The 21,305-nt window shown below is 72.4% G+C and carries 20 protein-coding genes; 8 read left to right on the top strand and 12 right to left on the bottom strand.

Annotated elements, in window-relative coordinates:
• Positions 1–8 precede the first annotated feature (8 nt).
• The 3 genes from B0I32_RS26760 to B0I32_RS26750 all read right to left on the bottom strand — a co-directional run bounded on the left by B0I32_RS26760 (position 9) and on the right by B0I32_RS26750 (position 2,697).
• Positions 9–749: a LytR/AlgR family response regulator transcription factor gene (locus B0I32_RS26760; protein WP_106244874.1), complete on the bottom strand. Its 741-nt coding sequence runs from the start codon at positions 747–749 to the stop codon at positions 9–11.
• 66 nt (positions 750–815) lie between these two features.
• Positions 816–2,036, bottom strand: a complete 1,221-nt coding sequence (locus B0I32_RS26755) for a sensor histidine kinase (RefSeq protein ID WP_106244472.1) — start codon at positions 2,034–2,036, stop codon at positions 816–818.
• Positions 2,037–2,100: 64 nt separating this feature from the next.
• Positions 2,101–2,697: a molybdopterin-dependent oxidoreductase gene (locus B0I32_RS26750; RefSeq protein ID WP_245956045.1), complete on the bottom strand. Its 597-nt coding sequence runs from the start codon at positions 2,695–2,697 to the stop codon at positions 2,101–2,103.
• Positions 2,698–2,849: 152 nt separating this feature from the next.
• On the opposite strand from B0I32_RS26750, the gene B0I32_RS26745 reads away from it, so the two are divergent.
• Positions 2,850–3,137, top strand: a complete 288-nt coding sequence (locus tag B0I32_RS26745) for a YiaA/YiaB family inner membrane protein (RefSeq protein WP_106244469.1) — start codon at positions 2,850–2,852, stop codon at positions 3,135–3,137.
• A gap of 39 nt (positions 3,138–3,176) precedes the next feature.
• Here B0I32_RS26745 and thiI read toward each other — a convergent pair whose 3' ends face one another.
• From thiI to macS, 3 genes are all read right to left on the bottom strand, one after another.
• Positions 3,177–4,373, bottom strand: coding sequence for a tRNA uracil 4-sulfurtransferase ThiI (thiI, locus tag B0I32_RS26740; RefSeq protein WP_106244467.1), 1,197 nt, complete (start codon positions 4,371–4,373; stop codon positions 3,177–3,179).
• A gap of 63 nt (positions 4,374–4,436) precedes the next feature.
• Positions 4,437–5,117 carry a response regulator gene (locus tag B0I32_RS26735; RefSeq protein ID WP_106244466.1) on the bottom strand — a complete coding sequence of 227 codons (681 nt, stop codon included), beginning with the start codon at positions 5,115–5,117 and terminating at the stop codon, positions 4,437–4,439.
• 164 nt (positions 5,118–5,281) lie between these two features.
• Positions 5,282–6,382, bottom strand: coding sequence for a MacS family sensor histidine kinase (gene macS, locus B0I32_RS26730; protein ID WP_106244464.1), 1,101 nt, complete (start codon positions 6,380–6,382; stop codon positions 5,282–5,284).
• A gap of 112 nt (positions 6,383–6,494) precedes the next feature.
• Here macS and B0I32_RS26725 point away from each other — a divergent pair, with 112 nt between their 5' ends.
• Positions 6,495–7,343, top strand: a complete 849-nt coding sequence (locus B0I32_RS26725; protein WP_181307815.1) for an MHYT domain-containing protein — start codon at positions 6,495–6,497, stop codon at positions 7,341–7,343.
• 62 nt (positions 7,344–7,405) lie between these two features.
• Entirely contained in the window at positions 7,406–8,236 is an 831-nt protein-coding gene (locus B0I32_RS26720; RefSeq protein WP_106244463.1) for an MHYT domain-containing protein, read from the top strand.
• Between the two features lie 150 nt (positions 8,237–8,386).
• Here B0I32_RS26720 and B0I32_RS26715 read toward each other — a convergent pair whose 3' ends face one another.
• From B0I32_RS26715 to B0I32_RS26705, 3 genes are all read right to left on the bottom strand, one after another.
• Positions 8,387–9,412 (bottom strand): 6-phosphofructokinase, encoded by a 1,026-nt coding sequence (locus tag B0I32_RS26715; RefSeq protein WP_106244870.1) that lies wholly within the window; start codon positions 9,410–9,412, stop codon positions 8,387–8,389.
• 169 nt (positions 9,413–9,581) lie between these two features.
• Positions 9,582–10,961 carry a N,N-dimethylformamidase beta subunit family domain-containing protein gene (locus tag B0I32_RS26710; protein ID WP_106244461.1) on the bottom strand — a complete coding sequence of 460 codons (1,380 nt, stop codon included), beginning with the start codon at positions 10,959–10,961 and terminating at the stop codon, positions 9,582–9,584.
• A 52-nt stretch (positions 10,962–11,013) separates the two neighbouring features.
• On the bottom strand, positions 11,014–11,919 hold the full coding sequence (locus B0I32_RS26705) for a lactonase family protein (RefSeq protein ID WP_181307813.1): 906 nt from the start codon (positions 11,917–11,919) through the stop codon (positions 11,014–11,016).
• A gap of 64 nt (positions 11,920–11,983) precedes the next feature.
• On the opposite strand from B0I32_RS26705, the gene B0I32_RS26700 reads away from it, so the two are divergent.
• Positions 11,984–12,877 (top strand): bifunctional helix-turn-helix transcriptional regulator/GNAT family N-acetyltransferase, encoded by an 894-nt coding sequence (locus tag B0I32_RS26700; protein ID WP_245956044.1) that lies wholly within the window; start codon positions 11,984–11,986, stop codon positions 12,875–12,877.
• 672 nt (positions 12,878–13,549) lie between these two features.
• Here B0I32_RS26700 and B0I32_RS26690 read toward each other — a convergent pair.
• The gene (locus tag B0I32_RS26690) at positions 13,550–14,572 is read right to left on the bottom strand and encodes an alkaline phosphatase PhoX (protein WP_106244458.1); all 1,023 of its coding nucleotides are present in this window, start codon (positions 14,570–14,572) and stop codon (positions 13,550–13,552) included.
• Between the two features lie 443 nt (positions 14,573–15,015).
• The gene (locus tag B0I32_RS26685; RefSeq protein ID WP_106244456.1) at positions 15,016–15,483 is read right to left on the bottom strand and encodes a Dps family protein; all 468 of its coding nucleotides are present in this window, start codon (positions 15,481–15,483) and stop codon (positions 15,016–15,018) included.
• A gap of 116 nt (positions 15,484–15,599) precedes the next feature.
• Here B0I32_RS26685 and B0I32_RS58985 point away from each other — a divergent pair, with 116 nt between their 5' ends.
• Both B0I32_RS58985 and B0I32_RS26675 read left to right on the top strand, forming a co-directional pair.
• Positions 15,600–16,583, top strand: a complete 984-nt coding sequence (locus B0I32_RS58985; protein ID WP_106244455.1) for a helix-turn-helix domain-containing protein — start codon at positions 15,600–15,602, stop codon at positions 16,581–16,583.
• The gene (locus B0I32_RS26675) at positions 16,580–19,108 is read left to right on the top strand and encodes a VIT domain-containing protein (protein ID WP_106244453.1); all 2,529 of its coding nucleotides are present in this window, start codon (positions 16,580–16,582) and stop codon (positions 19,106–19,108) included. Before B0I32_RS58985 ends, B0I32_RS26675 begins: the two co-directional genes overlap by 4 nt.
• 15 nt (positions 19,109–19,123) lie before the next feature.
• Here the strand turns inward: B0I32_RS26675 and B0I32_RS26670 are convergent, their stop codons facing one another.
• Positions 19,124–19,387 (bottom strand): YciI family protein, encoded by a 264-nt coding sequence (locus B0I32_RS26670; protein WP_106244452.1) that lies wholly within the window; start codon positions 19,385–19,387, stop codon positions 19,124–19,126.
• A gap of 74 nt (positions 19,388–19,461) precedes the next feature.
• On the opposite strand from B0I32_RS26670, the gene B0I32_RS26665 reads away from it, so the two are divergent.
• Both B0I32_RS26665 and mmuM read left to right on the top strand, forming a co-directional pair.
• Positions 19,462–20,130, top strand: coding sequence for a Crp/Fnr family transcriptional regulator (locus tag B0I32_RS26665; RefSeq protein ID WP_106244450.1), 669 nt, complete (start codon positions 19,462–19,464; stop codon positions 20,128–20,130).
• A 201-nt stretch (positions 20,131–20,331) separates the two neighbouring features.
• Positions 20,332–21,198, top strand: a complete 867-nt coding sequence (gene mmuM / locus B0I32_RS26660) for a homocysteine S-methyltransferase (RefSeq protein ID WP_106244448.1) — start codon at positions 20,332–20,334, stop codon at positions 21,196–21,198.
• The last annotated feature ends 107 nt before the right edge of the window (positions 21,199–21,305 follow it).

The following is a 21,305-nucleotide window of genomic DNA, read 5'->3' as shown; positions in this document are numbered from 1 at the left end:
GGCCGTCCTCACGAGATCACGTCCCGGTGCTGGCGGACGAGCTGCTCGCGTACCTGCCGGCTGTGCCGCCTGCTGACCTGCAGTTCCTCGGTGCCGACGGTGAGCGTCACCCGCCCGCCCTCGAACCTGAGCTCGCTGACGTGCCGCGCCGCGACGAGCGTGCTGCGGTGCACGCGGATGAAGCCCGCCTCCGCCCAGCGCCGTTCCAGGGCGGCCAGCGACATGCGGACGAGGTAGCTGCCGTCGGCGGTGTGCAGGCGCACGTAGTCGCCCTTGGCCTCGGCGTACCAGACGGCCTGCTGCGGCACGAACCTGGTGCGCCCGCCCAGCTCGACCGGGATGACGTCGTCCTGCCCCGGCAGCGGCGCGGGGCCGCTGGCGGCCTCCAGCCTGCGCACCGCCTCGGCCAGCCGCTCGGCCCTGACCGGCTTGAGCAGGTAGTCGACGGCCTCCAGCTCGAACGCCTGCACGGCGCACTCCTCGTGCGCCGTGACGAACACGAGCTTGGGCGGGCTGGGGAAGCCGCCGACCAGCCGGGCGAGGTCGAGCCCGTCGAGGCCGGGCATGCGGATGTCGAGGAAGACCCCGTCGAGCCGCTCGCCGCCGCCGACCATCTGGACCATGTCCTGCAGTGCGGTGACGCCGTCGGCCGCGGTCGTGACGTGTTCGATCCGGTCGTCCTGGCGCAACAGATAGGCGAGCTCCTCCAGAGCAGGCACTTCGTCGTCGACGGCCAGAACTCTCAACATGTCCATCACGCTGCCGTAGGAAAGCAGAGGTCACCAGAGCCACGCAAGCATAGCGTAATGATTCGGCTACAGAGAGCTGAGATGACTCTTGGGCACGCGCAGCCGGACCTTCGTGCCCGCGCCGAGCGCCGTCTCCACCACGAGCCCGTAGCCGTCGCCGTAGATCTGGCGCAGGCGCAGGTCCACGTTGGCCAGGCCGATGCCGCTGCCCTCGCGGGCCGGGTCCTCGTCGAGCATGCGCCGGGCGCACTCCGGATCCATGCCGGCGCCGTCGTCCTCGACCGTGATGTGCGCCTCGGGGCCGGCGTCGCGGACGACGACGCGTACCTCGCCGGGGGTGCCGGGGCCGCGCATGCCGTGCTTGATGGCGTTCTCGACCAGCGGTTGCAGGCACAGGAACGGCACCAGCACGGACAGCACCTCAGGGGCCACCTGCATGCTGAAGCGCAGCTTGTCGCCGAAGCGGGCGCGCTCCAGCAGCAGGTACCGGTCGACGCAGGTCAGCTCGTCGGCCAGGGTGGTGAAGTCGTGCGCGCGGCGCAGCGCGTACCGGGAGAAGTCGGCGAAGTCGAGCAGCAGCTCGCGGGCCCGCGCGGGGTCGGTGCGGACGAACGAGGCGATCGTGGTGAGCGCGTTGTAGACGAAGTGCGGCGAGATCTGCGCGCGCAGGGCGCGCATCTCGGCCTCCAGCGCGCGGCGGCGGGAGACGTCGAGCTCGGCCAGCTCCAGCTGGCCGGAGACCCAGCGGCCGACCTCGGCGACGGTACGCACGAGCGCGGCGCTCACCTCGTCGTCGAAGGCCGCCAGCGCGCCGACCACGGTGCCGTCCACGGTCAGCGGCACCACGACCGCCCCATGCTCGGGCCCGCGATCAGGCCCGCGATCAGGCCCGCGATCAGGCCCGGCGTCGGAGGCGCGCTCGTGCGGCAGCGCCCGGCCGGGGAAGACCTGGGTGCGGCCGGCGGCCAGGGTGGCGCGGGCGTAGGTGAGCACGTCGTCGGTGCACGGCCCCTCCCAGGCCAGCGCCGCCTCCGTGGAGGTGATCGCGACGGCGCGGGTGCCGAGCAGGACGCGCAGATGCCGCACGGCCCTGCGGGCGGAGTCACGGTCGAGGCCGGCCCGCAGGGCGGGGGCGGCCATCGCGGCGAGGTGCAGCGCGGTGAAGGTCGCGTCGTCCGTCCTGTGCTCGCCCGGCGGCGCGGGACGGCACCACAGGAGCCGCGCCAGCGCGAGGCCGAGCAGGAAGGCCAGGAGGGAGGACAGCGCCACGCACGCGGTGGTCAGCATGCCGAAACCGTAGTCGACAACCTACCGTGTCCGAAGCGAAACAGAGGGTGAAGAGGAGGTGACGTCAGGCCGGGCCTTCGCCGGGTTCTTCCTGGTAGGAGTAGCGCTGTTCGCGCCAGGGGTCGGCCAGGTTGTGGTAGCCGCGCTCCTCCCAGAAGCCTCTGCGGTCCTCCAGGAGGTATTCGATGCCGCGCACCCACTTGACGCTCTTCCACGCGTACAGGTGGGGGACCACGGCCCGCACCGGGAAGCCGCGGTCGGGGCTGAGCGGTTTCTCGTCGAGCTCCAGGGCGAACAGCGTGTCCTGCGCGGCGAAGTCGGCCATCCGCAGGTTGGCGCTGTAGCCGTATTCGGCCCAGATCATCACATGGCGTACGCCGGGGGCGGGCGGGGCGGCCCGCATGATCGTGTCGGGGGTGACTCCGCACCACTCGTTGGCCATGAGGGAGAACTTGGTGACGCAGTGGAAGTCGGCGACGCGGGTGGTGCGGGGCAGCTGCTCGAACTCGGCCCAGGTGAAGTGGCGCTCCTCGCCCGAGGCGGTGGCGCCGAAGACGCGGAAGTCCCAGGTGTCCGGCTTGAAGGCGGGCACCCGGCCGTAGTGGATCACGGGCCGGCCGCGCGGGACGTACTGGCCTGGAGGCAGGCGCGACTCCTCCACGATCACTCCCCTCACCGGTCTCGCGTCTTGGGCCATCCTGCCATCGGAGCCCCGGCGGCTCGCGCCCGGGTACGCGCCCGATGTCCTACTCATGGGTAACTTGAGTACGAATCCTCATGCGCGCGACGCCCGCGCGACGGCACGATGACCGCATGACGAAGCCCATCCAGCCCACGAGGACCGCCGCCTTCCACGCGCAGGCGATCCTGTCGTTCGCCGTCTCGCTGACCTCCATGGTCATCGCCCTGGCCTACCTGCCCGCCCAGGCGTGGGTGAAGGCCTTCCTCGCCCTCGGCCTGCTGTACGTCGTCACCTCGACGATCACCCTGTGCAAGGTGGTACGCGACCGGCAGGAGCTGTCGGAGGTCACCAACCGGGTCGACCAGGCCAGGCTGGACAAGCTGCTGGCCCAGCACGACCCGTTCAAGGTCGACGCCTGAGCCGCCGTCCCGCCGCCTACGGGGCCGGCGGCGGGGCGGTCACAGGGTGTATTCCTGGATCGAGTCGGCCAGCTGCACGCACAGCTCCTCGGCGTCGAGGCGCTTCTCGATCTGCTTGAGATCCTCGATCTTGGCCCGGGTCTCGGCCCGCTTGGGCGCCAGCAGCGAGCAGCAGTCCTCGTCGGGCAGCTCGGAGATCTCCAGCGTGCCGATGCGCCGGGCCTCGGCCATGATCTCGGTCTTGTCCCAGCCCACGAGCGGGCGCAGGATCGGCAGCTCGACGGCGTTGTCCTGGGCCGTGATGTTGGTCAGTGTCTGGGAGGAGACCTGCCCGAGCGCGTCGCCGGTGATCAGGGCGGAGGCGCGGATGCGGTGGGCGACCTCCTCGGCCGTCTTCAGCATCAGCCGCCGCTGCGCGATCACCGCCAGCCGGTCCTGGCCGGAGGTGCGGATCGACTGCTGCGCCTTGCCGAACGGCACCACCCACAGCCGCGACCTGCCCTGGAACCGGTCGAGCTTCCTGACCAGCGCGTACGCCTTGTAGATCGACTCCGACGTGGTGAACGGGATGCCGGAGAAGTGCAGGAAGTCGACGTGCAGGCCGCGCCGCATCATCCGGTACGCGGCCACGGGCGAGTCGATGCCGCCCGACATGAGCACCAGCGCCCTGCCGCTGCTGCCGACGGGCAGGCCGCCCTGGCCGGGGATGCCGCCGGTGAAGACGAACACCTCGTCCCTGTCGACCTCGATGAACACCGTCAGCTCGGGGTTCCTCAGGTCGACCGGCAGGCCGTACTCGTCGTTGATGGCGCCGCCGACCAGCCGGTCGAGCTCGTTGGAGCGCAGCGGGAAGCGCTTGTCACGGCGGCGGGAGCGGACCGCGAAGCGGGCGCCCCGCTTGGCCTCCTCGCTCTCGCCGACCAGTTCGAGCCCGGCCTTCAGCACCGCGTCGGGGTCCTTGGCGATCCGCCAGGCGCGGTGGATCCAGACCAGCCCCGGCACGTCGGCGACCCGCTGGGCCACCGCGTCGGCCTGCTCGGCGGTGGCGCCCTGGGGCAGGAAGATCGCGATCACGCCGTGCCGCTTCCGTACGTCGGTCCTGACGCCGAGCGGCTCGATCGCCTCGCGGATGTTGCTGATGAGGCGGCGCTCGAAGAGCTCGCGGTTCTTGCCCTTGAGGACGATCTCGCCCAGCTTGAGCAGAACGCACGGCTCGCCCAGGGCGGACATCGTCATGGTGGAACCTCCGGGGATGATGGGGAAATGCGCCGTTGATGGCAACGTCGCGACCCATCGAGTTTAGTCCGCGTCGAGTCCCCGCTCGATCGCATATCGAACGAGCTCCACCCTGTTGTGCAACTGCAGCTTGCCGAGGGTGTTCTGCACGTGGTTCTGGACCGTGCGGTGGGAGAGCACGAGTCGTTCGGCGATCTGTCTGTACGACAGCCCCTTGGCGACCAGCCTGAGCACCTCGGTCTCCCGCTCGGTCAGCCGCGGCCGGCCACCGGAAGCACCGCCGGCCGCCCCGGCCGATCCGTCGCCCGGGCCGGTGGGCTGCGCGGCCAGGCGCCGGTATTCGCCGAGCACCAGCCCGGCCAGGCCCGGCGTGAACACGGCGTCGCCGTCGGCCGTGCGCCGGACCGCGTCGAGGAACTCCTCCCGGCCCGCCGATTTCACCAGATATCCCGATGCGCCGGCCTTGACCGCCTCCAGCACGTCCTCCTGCTCGGCGCTGGCCGACAGCACCAGCACCCTGGGCGCCGGCTCCACCGCGGCCAGCCGCGCGGCCACCTCGGGGCCGGGCAGGTCGGGCAGGTGCAGGTCGAGCACCACCACGTCGGGCCGCACCGCCCCGGCCACGCGCACCGCCTGCCGCCCCTCGCCCACGGCGGCCACGACCTCGTAGCCCGCCTCCGTGAGGTCTCTGGCGACGCCGTCACGCCACATGGGATGGTCGTCCACCACCATGACCCGCACCATGCCGTCACTCTAACGCGGCACCGCACCCCGCCCGCGGGTCGCGGCGGCCCCGGATCCCCGCCCCAGATCCCCGTCCAGATCTCCGCCTCGGATCTCCGCCTCGGATCCCCGCCACGGATCCCCGCCACGGATCCCCGCCTCGGAGCCGGGCCGCGTGCCCAGGGTCAGACCGGGACCGTGATCTCGACCTCCGTGCCCTGGCCGGGGACGCTCACGATCGACACCCGCCCGCCCAGCTCGGCCACCCGCCCCCTGATCGACCTGGCCACCCCCATCCGCCCGTCGGCCGCCGCCTGCTCCAGCCGCCCCTCGGGGATGCCGGGCCCCTCGTCCCTGACCGTGACGGTCACGGCCCCGTCGCACGACTCCGCCAGGACCCACGCCCGCGCCCCGGCCCCGCAGTGCGCGCGCACGTTGTCGAGGGCGGCCCCCACGGCGGCGGCCAGTTCCTCGGCCACCTCGGTGGGCAGCACCAGCGGCGTGGCGGGAGTGGAGATCGTGACCTCGGGCGAGCCGTGGCGGCCGAGGAGCCCGCGCAGGTCGGCGCCGCCCCGGGGTGGCGGCGGGCCGGCCGCGACGAGCTGGCGCAGCGCCGCCTCCTGCTCGCCCGCCAGGCGTCCCAGCTCGGCCGCCTCGCCGCCGAGCCGCTGCCCGCGCCGCTGCACCAGGGCGAGCACCTGCAGCACCGAGTCGTGGATGCCGCGGGCCAGGCGCTCGCGCTCACGCTGGGCGGCCTCCATCTCGGTGGCGCGCTGCATGCGTTCCTCGGCCCGCCTGGCCAGCCGGGCCACGTCACCGACCACGACGCCGGCCAGGAACAGCAGCACCGTGCCGTTGATGGAGACGGGCACGTCCTCGGCGCGCACGCGCAGCCACAGGTCACCGGCCGCGACGACGGCGGCGGCCAGCGCGCCGGCCCGCCGGCCTCCGTGCACGGCCCAGGCCAGCACGGGGCCGGCCACCCAGGTCGCGGGCACGGGCAGCGTGCCGGCCCCGTCCTGCCGCGCACCCTCCACGTACGGGCTGGCCAGCAGGCAGGCCAGCGTCACGACCAGGTCGGCGGCGAGCAGCGGCCACCGGCGCAGCGCCGCGCGGGCGTAGGCGAACGTGGCCCCCGCGGTCCACAGCGCCATCACGCCGATGACCAGCCAGCCGAGCACCGGCCGGGCGTAGCCGCCGTGCTGGGCCATGAGGACGGCCGCGTACGCCAGCGAGGCCACGCGGAAGACGGCGATCGCCCGCCAGAAAGGGCCCTCGATAGCCATGAGACTCTCTCACGTTTCCGACACGCCGGGTTGACCGATAGTTGCGATATCCATGCGAAAGGGACATCCCGGATGGCAGAATCCGGGGACCCCTAATGCAAGGAACCGATAGATGACCGCCGTGAATCATTTCACCTACGGACTGCTCACGCCGTTGCTCGCATACGTCATGTCCTGCATCGGCTCGATGCTCGGGCTGCGGCTCACCGCGCAGGCGCACGCCTCGCGCGGCGGCGCCCGCGTGCGCTGGCTGCTGGGGGCGGCCATCTCCATCGGGGGCACCGGCGTCTGGGTCATGCACTTCATCGCGATGATGGGCTTCGAGGTGGAGGGCATCCAGATCAAGTACGACGTCTGGCTCACCGCCGCGTCGGCCGTGGTCGCCATCGTGGTCGTCGGCACCGGTCTGTTCCTGGTCTCCTACGGGCGCGGGCGCGCCATCGCGCTGCTCGGCGGCGGCCTGCTCACGGGGCTCGGCGTGGCCTCCATGCACTACCTCGGCATGTACGCCATGAACATGTCCGCCCACGTCTCCTACGACCGCCTCACCGTGGGCGCCTCCGTGGCCATCGCCATCGTGGCCGCCACGGTCGCGCTGTGGTTCACCCTCCGCGTCAAGCGGCCCATCTGGATCACCGGCGCCGCCCTGGTCATGGGCCTGGCCGTGGCCGGCATGCACTACACCGGCATGTACGCCATGCACGTCTCCGTCGACCCCGAGGCCTCCCCCGTCTCCGGCGCCGACGCGCTCGACTTCCTGGTCCCGCTCATGACCGTGATCAGCCTGATCACCCTGACCATGCTGCTCATGGTGATCCTGTCGCCCTCGGAGGAGGAACTGCACGAGGACGCCGAACTCGTGGCCAAGCTCGAACTGCGCCGCCGCACCGCCCAGCAGCAGCAGCTCACCTATCCCGCCCCGGTGCCGCAGCAGCAGCCGATGCAGGCCCGACGAAGGTAGTTGCGCGCGCGACGACTCCCTGTTCATACTCCCTTATCGGTGCGTAAGGGATGGGTGGGGGAATGTCGCCGGTTGATCACTTCTCTTTCGGGCTGTTAACGCCCGTGCTCGCGTACGTCATGTCCAGCGTGGGGTCGATGCTCGGCCTCCTGCTGACCTCGCGCGCGCGGCTGACAGGCGGCCGCGAGGCCAAGTTCTGGCTGGCCGGGGCCGCGTTCGCGATCGGCGGCACCGGCATCTGGACGATGCACTTCATCGCCATGCTCGGCTTCTCCGTGCACGGCTCGGTGATCCGGTACGACGTGCCGCTCACCGCCGCCTCGGCGATCCTCGCCGTCGTCGTCGTGGGCATGGGCCTCTTCCTGGCCTCCCACGGGGCCACGCGCGGCGGCGCGGGAACCGGCTTCCTGCTCGGCGGCGGAGTCCTGACCGGCCTCGGCGTGGCCGGCATGCACTATCTGGGCATGGCCGCGATGAACATGTCCGGCATGGTGTCCTACGACCCGGTCATCGTCACGCTGTCCGTGCTGATCGCCGTCGCCGCGGCCACGGTGGCGCTGTGGTTCACGCTGCGGGTCAGCGGCGCGCTGCGGATCGGCGGGGCGGCGCTGGTCATGGGCGTGGCCGTCTCGGGCATGCACTACACCGGGATGTACTCGATGTCGGTCGCCGCGCACACGGAGATGATGCCGGTCGCGGGGGCCCAGGCCATCGACTTCCTGCTGCCGCTCATCGTGGGCATCAGCCTGATCACGGTCGGCCTGCTGCTCACCGTGATCCTGTCGCCGTCGGAGAAGGAGCTGCGCAGCGAGCAGGAGTACCGGCGGCGGCTGCGCGTGCGCGACGACGAGGGCGCGCCGGAGGTGGATCTCTTCGGCACGCCCCGCGCTTGAGCTATGTGCTGGGTACGGCTTGCGACGCGTAGTGGGCCGCCGACTCGCTGCGGCGCAAGCCGTACCCCTCGGGGGTTGTAGCGGTAACCCCGCTGCCCCAGAAGGTACGGCCGCCCGCTTTCACGTCACTTACAACCGGCCGGACAACGGCTAACCGAAGAACACCTCCGCCTCGGAGTAACGCGACACGGGAACGGTCTTGAGCTCGGCCGTGGCCTCGTCGAGCCCGACCCGGACGATGTCGGTGCCGCGCAGCGCGACCATCTTGCCGTAGTCGCCCTCGTGGGCCGCGTCGATGGCCTGCAGGCCGAACCTGGTGGCCAGCACCCGGTCGTAGGCCGTCGGGGTGCCGCCGCGCTGGATGTGGCCGAGCACCGTGGTGCGGGCCTCCTTGCCGGTGCGCTTCTCGATCTCCTTGGCCAGCACCTCGCCGATGCCGCCGAGGCGTACGTGACCGAAGGCGTCGAGCGTGCCGGCCTGCAGCTCCATCTGGCCTTCGATGGGGTGGGCGCCCTCGGCGACCACGATGATGGGCGAGTAGCGGGTGCGGAAGCGGGACTCGACGTATTCGCAGACGCGGTCGATGTCGAACGGCTTCTCCGGGATGAGGATGACGTTCGCGCCGCCGGCCATGCCCGCGTGCAGGGCGATCCAGCCCGCGTGGCGGCCCATGACCTCGCAGATGAGCGCCCGGTGGTGGGACTCGGCGGTGGTGTGCAGCCGGTCGATGGCCTCCGTCGCGATGTTGACCGCGGTGTCGAAGCCGAAGGTGTAGTCGGTGCCCGACAGGTCGTTGTCGATGGTCTTGGGCACGCCCACGACCTTGACCTGGCGGTCGTAGAGCTGTTTGGCGACGCCCAGGGTGTCTTCGCCGCCGATGGCGATCAACGCGTCCACGCCGGTCGAGGCGAGGTTCTCCTTGATCCGGTCGACGCCGCCCTCGATCTTGATCGGGTTGGTCCTGGAGGAGCCCAAGATGGTTCCTCCGCGTGGCAGGATGCCGCGGACCGCTCCGATGTCGAGCGGCATCGTGTCGCCTTCCAAGGGGCCGCGCCAGCCGTCGCGGAAGCCGACGAACTCGTGGCCGTAGACGCTCACCCCCTTACGCACCACTGCCCTGATCACGGCGTTCAGGCCGGGGCAGTCGCCGCCTCCGGTGAGCACTCCAATACGCATGGCGGGTTCCTCCCGATAGGGGGTCACGAACCAGACCTTCATGTCAGACTGGCATTGTGCCCGCCCTCACACGCAGTGGTCTAGACCAAACGCCAGGCCCGGAGACTAAACCCTGATTTGGCGGAGATTTCGTGCAGGTGTCGGCTACCGACGCCGGGGACATCAGGGGCTATAGCCCTCGTTGTCCCCGAAAACGGGCAGATCCCGTCCGAGGCGCTTCCGGCTTCCCCGCCGGGCCCGCGGCGAAGCGGGTGAGCAGATTGGTCGTGGCGCGGCGGGTGAAGGCAGCGGCCGCCCCGGTGACGCCGTGGCCGCAGCGTGAGCCGCGCAGCGCGCACACCCAGCGCATCGTGCCGGAGGCGAAGACCCCCGCCCCGTTCGGCGCCGTGTAGTACGTGCTGTGCGTGACGCTCGCCCGGCCGCCGCACGAGAACGGCGACTCGGCCAGCACCTGGACGTCGCGCGGCGAGCCCCGCGAGACCCGGTCGGTCTCCACGCCCACCATGCCGGGGAAGCTGCGCCCCTTCGTCCCGGCGAAGATCCAGTGGCCCGGCCTGGTCACCCGGTAGACGCCCTCGGCGGGGAAGCAGTCGTACATCTGCCCCACCAGCGCGCTCTCCGGCTTCGACGCGCGCCACAGGGGGCAGTCGTCCTCCTTGTCGCAGACGACCTTCCTGCCGTCCACGGCGATGCGCCAGTAGACGGCGTTGGCGCCGAGGAAGGCGAGGTTCGTGCCCCGGTCCCTGGCCCTGGTGACGACCTGGCGCATGCCCGGCGACCAGTACTCGTCGTGGCCCAGCGACACGACCGCGCGGGCCCCGTCGAGCGCGCCGGGTTCGAGGTCGAGGCTGGTCAGGTACGCCAGCGGCACGCCGCTCGCCTCGGCCACGGCCAGGGCCTCCTTCTCGAAGTCGAGGAAGAGACGGGCGCCGGTGCCGTCGTAGGGGCGGTCGAAGCTGACGGCGCGGGAGCGGTCGGCGTACCCGGAGGGGCCCTTGTAGAGGCTGCGCCCGCCCCACAGGTTGTACGCCTGCCAGGTGGTGACCGCGTTCACGATCACCACCCGCCCGGCGGTGGAGGCCGAGCGCACGGTGATCGGCACGTAGCGCTGGGCGCCGGTGGAGGCGTCGAGCCGGATGAGGTACGCGCCCTCCGCCCAGCCCGTGGTGTCCACCGTCAGCGACGGGGTCCAGTGGGCGGCGCTCACCGTGCCGCGGACGAGCCGCATCGGCGCCTGCCGCGTCCCCTTGACCCGCTCCGACTGCCACACCTTGGCCGGGTTCGCCCCCATGCGGAAGGCACTGGCCGTGAAGCGCGGCGCGGTCGTGGAGACGCGCAGCCCGAACCGCTCCCCCGGCAGGACGCTCACCCGGTCGGCGTACCCCTCGATCTCGTGCTCGGCGCCGTGCCGGGTGATCCGCCACGACTCCTGCACGTCCGGCCGGGCCGGCTCGGCGGCCGGCGCCGCCCTCGTGAGCGGCGGGGCGGCGGGCGGCGGCTCGCCACAGGAGGCGACCAGCAGAACCAGGGCGAGAAGGATCTTGCGCACGAGGCCATGGTCGCCTCCGGGCTCCTCTTACGGTGCCGGCTTGGCGAAGTGATTAACGGATCAGCACACAGGCCGGGCTCTCCACCTCGTACCTCTCCCCCGACGGCTCGGGGACGCCGTCGCGCAGCGTGAAGATCGTGACCTCGCCGGAGTTCTGGTTGGCCACGTACAGGCGGTCCCCGTCGATCGCGAAGTGCCTGGGCCAGTCGCCGCCCGAGGGCACCTCGGCGACCGGCGACAGGTCGGCGGCGCGCAGCACCGCGATCGTGTTCGGGCCGCGGTTGGCGACGTAGACGAGGTCGCCGTCGAGCTGCAGGTGGGAGGGGGCGTTGGCGCCCTCGTGGCGGGAGGCGGGCACGGTCGTGCGGCGTTCGCCGTCGATCAGGGTGACGGTGCCGTCGAGCTCGCCCGCCACGTACAGGCGGGAGCCCGAGAAGGCGTAGTGACGCGGTCCCGTGCCGGGCGGCAGGGTGATCGGCTCCAGCGCGGTGCCGTCGTAGCGGTAGCGGCGGATCTCGTCGGTGCCGAGGTCGGAGACGTGCACGAGCCCGTCGCGGAAGACGGCCTGGTGGGCGTGCGGGCCCTCCTGGCGGTCCTTGTCGGGGCCCGAGCCCTCGTGGCGCAGCACGATCGTCTCGCCCTCGAACGCGCCCCGCTCGTCGAGGCGGTAGAGGGTGGCCGTGCCGTCGCCGTAGTTGGCCGCCGCGAGCAGGCCGCCCTCGGGCGCCACGGCGACGTGGCAGGGGTGGGAGCCCTCGCTGGGGCGCTCGTCGAGCGGGCCGAGGTCGCTCCCGTCGGCCTGGAAGGCGGTGAGCCAGCCGCGTTCGAGCTCGCCCACGGCGTACAGGACGGGCAGGGAGGGATGGGCGGCCAGGAACGACGGTGACGTCACCCGGGTGAGCCCGCCGCCGACCGTGACGATGCCGGGGCCGTATCCGCCTATGCGCACGTACTTCACAGCGGGGGTCCTCCTATGGTTGACTTCGGCAATGAGTTCGTTGACGGAAGCAAGGGTCTCTGAGGTGAGAGCCTTCAACCGGTTCTATACGAAAGTGATCGGCGCGCTCCAGGCAGGGATGCTCGACTCGCCGTACTCGCTGACCGAAGCCAGGGTGCTGTTCGAGCTCGCCCAGGCGGAGCGGATGGAGACCGGCGAGCTGCGCGGCCTGCTCGGCCTGGACGCGGGCTACCTCAGCCGCATCCTGACCCGCTTCGAGGCCGACGGCCTGATCACCCGCGAGCGCTCCGCCGCCGACGCGCGCAAGCAGCTCGTCCGGCTCACCCCGGGCGGCGACGAGGTCTTCACCGGGCTCGACGCCCGCTCCGCCGAGGTGATCGGGCGGCTGATGTCCGGCCTGGCCGAGGCCGACCAGGAGCGGCTGGTGTCGAGCATGGCGGCGATCAGGTCCCTGCTGAGCGCGGCGGAGCGGGAGCGCGAGCCGTACGTGATCAGGCCGCCGCGCCCCGGCGACCTCGGCTGGGTCGTCGAACGGCACGGCGCCCTCTACAGCTCCGAGTACGGCTGGGGCATCGAGTTCGAGCAGCTCGTCGCCCGGATCGTCGGCGACCTCGACCTCACCCGCGACACCGGCTGGATCGCCGAGTCCGGCGGCCGGCGGGTCGGCTGCGTCTTCTACGTCCGCCAGGACGCCACCACGGCCAAGCTGCGCATGCTGCTGGTCGACCCGGCCGCGCGCGGCCTCGGCATCGGTCGCCGCCTCGTCGAGGAGTGCCTGCGGCACGCCCGGGCCGAGGGCTGCAAGCGGATCACCCTGTGGACCCGCGACAGCCTGGTGAGCGCGCGTCGCATCTACCAGGCGGCGGGGTTCTCGCTGGAGTCGCAGGAGGCGGGGATGGAGAACGGAGTCCCGGTCAACGAACAAATGTGGTCCCTAGCCCTCCACCCCACCACCTGACCCACCCCACCACCCGAACCCGCCCACCGACCCACCACCCCACCGCTGACCCGGCCCACCGTCTGAGCCGCCCCGGCCAAGCCGTCGCACCAGTTCACCGCCTCACCCACCCACCGGCTGACCGGCTGAGCGGGGTCCGTCGAGACGTCCACGGTCCGGCACAAGCGGCCCGGGGCAGGCCACGAACGGAGCTCGTCCAGGCTCCCTGGGCTTGCCCGAAAGCCCACCCCCGGCACGGAAGGCCCACCGCCCGAACCGTCCCCCAGGCCCACCGCCTGCGCCGACCCACCGGCCGGGCGGCTGAGCTGGCCGAGCGAGCCCGCCAGAACATCCCCGGCCAGGTGCAAACAGCCCGGGGCAGCTCACGGACGGAGTTCGCCAGGCTCTCCGGGCTTGCCCGAAAGCCCGACCCAGGTGCGGAAGGGACCCACTGCCCGAAGGCCCGACCCAGGTGCGGAAGGGACCCACTGCCCGAGCCGACCCACCAGCCCACTGCCCCACCGCCTGAGCCGACCATTAGCCCACCGGCCGAGCCGACCCACCGGTTCATCGGCTCACCGGCTGAGCCGGCCGAGCGGGTCCGCCGGGACGCCGCCAGGCCGGCACAAGCGGCCCGGGACAAGCGACGGACGGAGCTCGTCCAAGCTCTCCAGGGTTGTCCGGAGGGCCGGCTCAGGTGCGGAAGGGGCCCGTTACCTCGAAGGTGTGGCCCTCTGTGCGGCCGCGTCTGGCCGAGAAGTAGAGGCGCTCGCCGGCGGGTGAGAAGGCCAGCCCGGTCAGCTCGGCCCCGTCGTAGCCCTCCAGCCGCAGGAACGGGGTCACCGCGCGGTCGGGCGCGATGACGTCGATCTCCGCGCGCTCCCTGGCGACGTAGAGGTCGCCCGACGGGGCGGCGGTGATGGCGCGCACGCCCTCGCAGAGCCGGTCGAGCGACGAGGTCTGGGCGTCGTACGCCCACAGCCCGGTGTCACCCTTGGTGGTGAAGTAGCAGACCCCGCCCGCGTAGTGGCAGCCGTCGCCGCCGTCGAAGTGGCGGGCGTCGTCGACCTGGTGGCGGGCCTCCTTGAGCAGGGCCGCCGGCGACGGCACCGCCTGCCAACGGCCGGAGCCGCACAGGACCTCCAGCGTGCCCTCGGTCAGGTCGCCCCAGTCGCCGGGCCGGAACCGGTAGAAGCAGCCGTCGGGCTCGTCCTCGGTCATGTAGATGACGCGCCGCTCGGGATCGCAGGCGGCGGCCTCGTGCTTGAAACGCCCCATGGACAGGCGGGGACGCGCGGCCCGCGCGCCGTAGGGGTCGCACTCGAACACGCGCCCCCGATGGCCGAGCTCGCACGACAGCCACGTGTGCCACGGCGTCGCGCCGCCCGCGCAGTTGAGATCGGTGCCCGACAGGATGCGGTAGGCGTCGGCGACGCTGCCGTCGGCGCGGAAGCGCAGCGCCGAGGCGCCGCCGAGCAGGGGCAGCTCGGAGTTGGACACGTAGATCCAGCCGGCTCCGTCGGGGAAACAGGCGCCGCCGTCGGGCGCCGAGTGCCACGTCAGGCCGGCGACCTTGTCGCCCGAGCGGGCCACGACCCTGCCGGTGAACCCCGGGGGCAGCGCGAGGCCGCCGGGGCCGGTCAGGCCGAGCGGTCCGTACGGGCTGATGCCGCCCGCCAAGAGCGGGCCCGTGCGGAGGAGAGTCTTGCGGGACATCGTTGGGCCTCCCTCTAGGTGCCACGCTAGTCGACCGCACCGACATGAATGGCAGGGACTCGCGAGTTCAAACTCTGCGCAAACCTCGAAGACCCGCGCCGGGCACGCGAAACCCCAGCCCGGACCACCTGCTACCGGGCACGCGAAAAGCCCGGCACTGCGACCTCCTACCGGACATGCGCAAAGCCCGGCACGAACCTTCTGCCGCCGGGACCGCGAAACCCCGGCACGAACCACCCGCCGTCAGGCGCGCGAAACCCCAGCACGGCCACCTCCTACCGGACATACGCAACGCCCGGCACGGGCCTTCTGCCGCCGGTCCCGCGAAAACCCCGGCACGAGCCCACTTGCAGCCGAGGGCACGCGAACACCTCGACACGGGCGCCCCGACCTCCAGACATGCGAAAGCCCGGGCTGGCGAGCCCGGGCTTTCCGCCCCCGCATCAGCGCTGGGCCTGGAACATCCAGTGCTGCTTGTCCAGTTCCTGCGTCACCGCGATCAGCAGGTCCTGGCTGACCGGGTCGGCCTCCTCGGTGGCCTGGATGCGCTCGTACATGCGCTTGCTGATGCCGTCGAGGATGTCCGTCATCGTCGCCGCCACCTTGCCGTCCTCGATCCAGCCGCTCTCCGGCTGAGGCAGCTTCGTGGAACGGGAGACCGTGGCGGAACGGCCGTCCGGGCTGATCCCGAGGGCGACGGCGCGTTCGGCGATGGTGTCCATGTGGGTCCTGGCCAGCTGGGTGACCTCGTCGAGCTGGAGATGGAGTGCGCGGAAGTGGGAACCGACGAGGTTCCAGTGTGCCTGCTTGGCGACCAGGGACAGATCGATCAGATCCACCAGGGCGCCTTGGAGGGCTTCCGCGACGGTGTTCTTTGCATCGCCCGAAAGTGGGCCGGTGATCGTAGCCATGCTGTTCTCCTCCCCGAGGGGTGGGCTTTACACCTGGATCAACGTCCTATTTGGGGTGGTTCTTCCCACATTTTCCGTAGTTGACAGTGTAATAGTGACAGTGTCAGTGTGGTCGTATGAGTGACACCTGGACGATCGGCGAGCTGGCCGAGCACGCGGCGCGCGCCCTGCGCGACGGCGCGCCGCCTCCTGCCAACGGCCGGGTCCGCGACGTGCCCGGGGAGCGGCTGATCAGGTGGTACACGACCATCGGGCTGGTCGACCCGCCACTGACCCGGCGCGGCCGGATCGCCCGCTACGGGCGGCGGCACCTGCTGCAGCTGGTGGCGGTGAAACGACTACAGGCCGCCGGCCGCTCGATCGCCGAAATCCAGACGGCCCTGGCGGGAGCCACGGACCGCATGCTGGAGTCAGCGGCAAACCTGGCCCACCCACCAGACCCCAAGACCGCCACCTTCCGAGACAACCCCTCCCCTGCGGGCTCCCCTCCGGACAGCGCCACCCGGGGCAACGCATCCTCGGGCAGCACGTCCCTGGATGCCGCGCCCTTGGATGCCGCATCCCGGGGCGGCGCCTCTCCGGGCAGTGCATCCCGGGATGCTGTGCCCCCGGGCAACACATCCTCGGATGCCGCATCCTCGGACATCGCGTCTCTGGACGGCGCTTCTCCGGGCAGCACGTCCTCGGGCAACGCAGCCCTGGATGGCGCGTCCCTGGAGAACGGACCCGTAGACGGCGCATCCCCGGATGGCGCATCCCTTGGGAGCGGATCCGTGGATTCCGGGTACCCGGATGGTGCCTTCTTGGATGGCGTGTCCCGTGAGGACAGGAGCGTGGAAGGCGGTCTGCTGGGGGACGGCGGGCGGGCGGGGCGTGGGCGGTTCTGGGCCGAGCGGCCGGATGCGGCGGGTACGCCCACCCCGGCGAAGGCGGCGCGGCGGGAGGGGGACGGTCGCCGGGTGGTTACGGGGGTCAGGCTGGGCGACGGGGTGCGGCTCGTGCTGGACGCGGGGCGGGTTCCGTCGGAGGAGGACGTTCAGGCGGTGCTGGCGGCGGCGGGACCGCTGCTCGCGGTGCTCGAAGAGAGGGAGCTGATATGAAGATCACTTCGCTGGAGCCCGCGCGGTGCGTGCCGGTGCCGGACGCCGGGTTCGGCGCGCTGCTGACCGAGCGCGGCAACCTGCCGCTGGAGAGCGTGGACGTGGCCGCGGACATCTCGGGACTCATCGCCGGGGTCGAGGTCACGCAGGGGTTCAGGAACCCGTTCGACGTCACCCTGGAGGCGACGTACGTCTTCCCGCTGCCCGACCGCGCGGCCGTCACCGCGTTCCGGATGGAGGCCGACGACCGCGTGGTCGAGGGCGTGCTCAAGGAGCGTGGCCAGGCCAGGGCCGACTACGACCGGGCGCTGCGCGAGGGCAGGCGGGCGGCCATCGCCGAGGAGGAGCGGCCCGACGTGTTCACGATCAGGGTGGGCAACATCCTGCCGGGCGAGCGCGTCACGGTCAGCCTGTCGATGAGTCAGCCGCTGCCGTACGAGGACGGCGCGGCCACGTTCAGGTTCCCGCTGGTCGTGGCGCCGCGTTACATCCCCGGCCGGCCGATCGACGGGCCGCCGGCCGGTGACGGCACGGCGCCCGACACCGGCGCGGTCCCCGACGCCTCCAGGATCAGCCCTCCCGTGCTGCTGCCCGGCTTCCCCGACCCGGTGCGGCTGTCGCTGACCGCGCGCGTGGACGCCGCCGGTCTGGAGCTGCGCGAGCTCGCCTCCAGCCTGTACGTCGTGGAGGAGGAGACCGGCGGGCCCGATCAGGCGATCCGTACCGTACGCGTGCGTCCCGGCGAGCGGCTCGACCGCGACTTCGTGCTGCGGCTGTCGTTCGACGCCTCAACGGCGCTGCAGCTCGACGGCCGGGGCACGTTCGCGCTCACCGTGCTCCCACCGCCGCTGCCGGCTCCGCGCACCCCGCGCGACCTGGTGCTGCTGCTCGACCGGTCCGGCAGCATGGGCGGCTGGAAGATGGTGTGCGCCCGGCGGGCGGCCGCGCGCATCGTCGACACGCTGACGCCGCAGGACCGGTTCGCGGTGCTGACCTTCGACTCCGTGGTGGAGCAGGCGTTCGAGGGGATGGCGCAGGCGTCCGACCGCAACCGCTACCGCGCGGTCGAGCACCTGTCCCGGGTGGACGCCCGCGGCGGCACCGAGCTGCTGGAGCCGCTGCGCCAGGCCATCGCGCTGCTGGACGGCGAGAGCGGGCGCGAACGCGTCGTGGTGCTGGTCACCGACGGCCAGGTGGGCAACGAGGACCAGATCCTGGAGCAGGCGGGCGGCGCGCTGTCGGCCATGCGCGTGCACACGGTCGGCATCGACAGGGCGGTGAACGCCGGGTTCCTCGGCCGGCTGGCCGGGCTCGGCGCGGGCCGGTGCGAGCTGGTCGAGTCGGAGGACCGCCTCGACGCGGCCATGGAGCACATCCACCGCCGGATCGGCGCGCCGCTGGTCACCGACCTGGAGATCAAGGATCTGGACGTCGAGCCCGGCACGGTCACCCATCTCGGCTCGATCTTCCCCGGCGTGCCGCTGCGCGCGTACGGACGCCACCGCGAGGGCTCGTCGGTCACCGTGCGCGGGATGGCGGCGGGCACGCCGTGGGAGGAGCGGGCCGAGGGCGTGACGGTCGACAATCCGGCCGTAGGCGCCGTCTGGGCCCGCGCCCACCTGCGGGAGCTGGAGGACCGTTACGCCATGGGCGAGCACGGCCTGGAGGAGCAGATCGTGCGCACGTCGCTCGAGTACGGCGTGCTCTGCCGTTTCACCGCGTACGTGGCCGTCGACACCAGGCAGGTCGCCGGCGAGGGGCCCGAGCACCGGGTGATCCAGCCGGTCGAGCCGCCGAGCGGCTGGGAGATGCCGGCGCCGCCGCCGATGGGCGGTTTCGCGGCCGGCGTGATGCTGGCCTCGGCGCCTCCGCCCGCGCCCCGGATGCGGATGCCGGCGGTGCCTGGGATGGCCGAACTGGACCAGGGATTCGTCGGCGGCGGCGCACCGGAGGGCCGGCCCGGTGGTCCTGGAGGCGTGCCCGCGTCCGGTGGGCCGGAGAACGGGCCCGTGTTCGGCGGGGGCGCGCCTACCTTCGGCGGGCCGCCGGTGCCCGCGCCTCCGTACGTGGGGAGGGGCAGAGGCGGGTCCGTCCCCCGGCCGGGGTCCGCGGGCGGGCGCGCGGGGCACCGGCTGGAGTCGGTACGTCCCCAGCTGGCCGCCGAGCTCGACCGCCTCAACGCCCTGCCTCTGCCGGACCTGCTGTACCTGGCCGACCTGGGCACCCGGCTGGCGGCGCTGGCCGCCTACCTCGGGGGTCACGAGGAACTGGAGCGGCTGGCCGGCGAGCTGGAGGCGGCGGAGCGGCCAGGGGCCGACGCGCGCTCCCTGCACGACCACGCCGTCGAGGTCCTGACCACGCTCCTCGGCACCAATCGCCGGTCCGCCGGCTCTGGCGTAGGTCCTGCTGCCGGCTCCGGCTCGGGAACGGGTCCTGGCTCCGGCCCCGGTCACCGCGAGTCCGGCGATGGCGCTCCGCCCGAAACCGGCGGCAGGCGGCGCGGGCCGTTCTGGAAGCGCGGCTGACGGCGCGGCGGGCGGCTACATGATCGGGCTCCACTCCCGTAGGAGCTCGATCTTGTAGCCGTCCACCGCCGTGTACGGGTCCCGCTGGAGGATGTCCCGCAGCTCCGCCTCGTCGGTCACCTCGTAGACGTGCAGGGCTCCGCTGTCGTCGGTCCAGGGGCCGGCGGTGACCAGCCGGCCCTGTTCCTTGAGGCGGCGCAGGTGTTCCCGGTGGGCGGGGCGGGCCGCGAGCCGCCGGGGGTCGCCGTCGAAGGACATGTGCACCACGTATCTCGCCATGCCCCGTCACGTTAGGGCGCGGTGACCCGGCCGGTCAGCATCGCGGGTCACGGGGGTGGTGTATCACGGGATACATGACGTACACACTGGCCGGTCTGCCCATGTTCGGCGGGCTCGGCGAGGAGCGGCTGCGCGCGCTGGAGGCGGTGGCCCGCGCGCGGCGGTACGCGGCCGGGCAGGTCCTGTGCACCGAGGGCGATCCGGCCGATCAGTTGATCGTGCTGCTGGAGGGGCGGGTCAAGGCGGGGCGGGTGAGCGCGGAGGGCAGGGAGGTGGTCCTGACCGTGGAGGCGGCCCCGGTCGCGTTCGACAAGACGGCGCTGCTGGTGGACGGCACGCACCGGGCCACGCGCACGGCCATGACGGCGGTGCGGGTCGCCTACCTGCCGCGCGCCGCCGTGATGGAGCTGGTCGCCTCCGAGCGGTCCGTGGCGGCGCGGATGTTGCGCACGCTGGCCGCCACCGTACGGGATCTCGACGAGCGGCTGCTGGACGCGGCGACGCGGGACGTGCCGTCGCGGGTGGCCTCCTGGCTGGTACGGCGCTGCGCGGGCGGCCGGGTGCCGCTGCACGGCGGGCAGGCCGGTCTGGGTGCCGAGATCGGCGCGACGCGGGTGAGCGTCAACCGGGCTCTGCGGGGGTTCGAGCGCCGGGGCTTGATCGAGATCGGCGCGGGTGAGGTGGTCGTGCTCGACCCTCGCCTCCTGGCCCGCCTCGCCGCCGTGCCCGCCCCTCCCCCGTGAGCCCGCTTCGACCGGACGTCCGGCAGGGAGCCCCCGCTCTCCAGGGCAGCTCGCACCGGAAGGCTAGGTGGGGCCTTCACGCGAGTATCGTGTCCGGTGGTGCCGGGCGATCACGGTGGGGCTGCTGCGGAACGGCCTGACCTGCCCGGCCGTGTGATCGTCGCGTTCCGGGGGTGGTCATGCCGCACATACCCTGGATAAGTGACGACACTTGTCCTGGACGGCGGGCTGGCGACGCAGCTCGAAAGGCTCGGCGCGGACCTGCGTGACGAGCTGTGGTCGGCGCGGCTGCTGCTGGAGGAGCCGGAGCTGATCAGGCGCGTGCACGCCGACTACTTCGCGGCCGGCGCCGACGTCGCCACCACGGCCAGCTACCAGGCCTCGCTGCCGGGTTTCGCGCGGCGCGGGCTGGACGCGGCCGAGGCGGCCCGGCTGCTGCGGCTGTCGGTCGAGCTGGCCGGGCAGGCCCGCGACGAGGCGGGGCGGGGGCTGGTGGCGGCCTCGGTGGGCCCGTACGGCGCCTACCTGGCCAACGGCGCCGAATACACCGGCGACTACGACCTCGACGAGGACGGCCTGTACGCCTGGCACCTGCCGCGCTGGGAGATCCTCGCGGCGGCCGGGGCCGATCTCCTGGCCTGCGAGACGATCCCGTCCTACCCGGAGGCGCGGGCGCTGGACAGGCTGCTGCGGAGCACGCCCGAGGTGAAGGCGTGGGTGAGCTTCTCCTGCCGCGACGGCGAGCGGCTCAACGACGGCACGCCGATCCGCCGGGCCGCCGCGCTGTTCATGGGCAATCCGCAGGTGGTGGCGGTCGGCGCGAACTGCACGGCGCCCCGCCACCTGCCCGGGCTGATCTCGTGCCTGTCCGGTGGCCTGCCCGTCGTGGTCTACCCGAACTCGGGCGAGACGTGGGACGCGGCCGGCCGTCGCTGGCTGGGCCTGGCCGACCCGGTGGAGTTCGGCGTGGCGGCCGTGGAGTGGCAGCGGGCGGGCGCGTCGCTGATCGGCGGCTGCTGCCGTACGACGCCCGAGTACATCGCCCAGATCCGCGCCCGGCTGACCTGAGCCGCCGGCGGAGCTACCGAAGCACCGCGCGCCCGGCTGGATCAAGCCGCCGGATCCGTGGTGGAAGCCCCCTAACGACCGGCCTGAGCCTGAGCCGCCGGCAGGCT

Origin of the sequence: Nonomuraea fuscirosea, assembly GCF_003001935.1 — a bacterium.
Taxonomy (GTDB): domain Bacteria; phylum Actinomycetota; class Actinomycetes; order Streptosporangiales; family Streptosporangiaceae; genus Nonomuraea; species Nonomuraea fuscirosea.
This window is presented reverse-complemented; position numbering and strand designations above follow the sequence as displayed.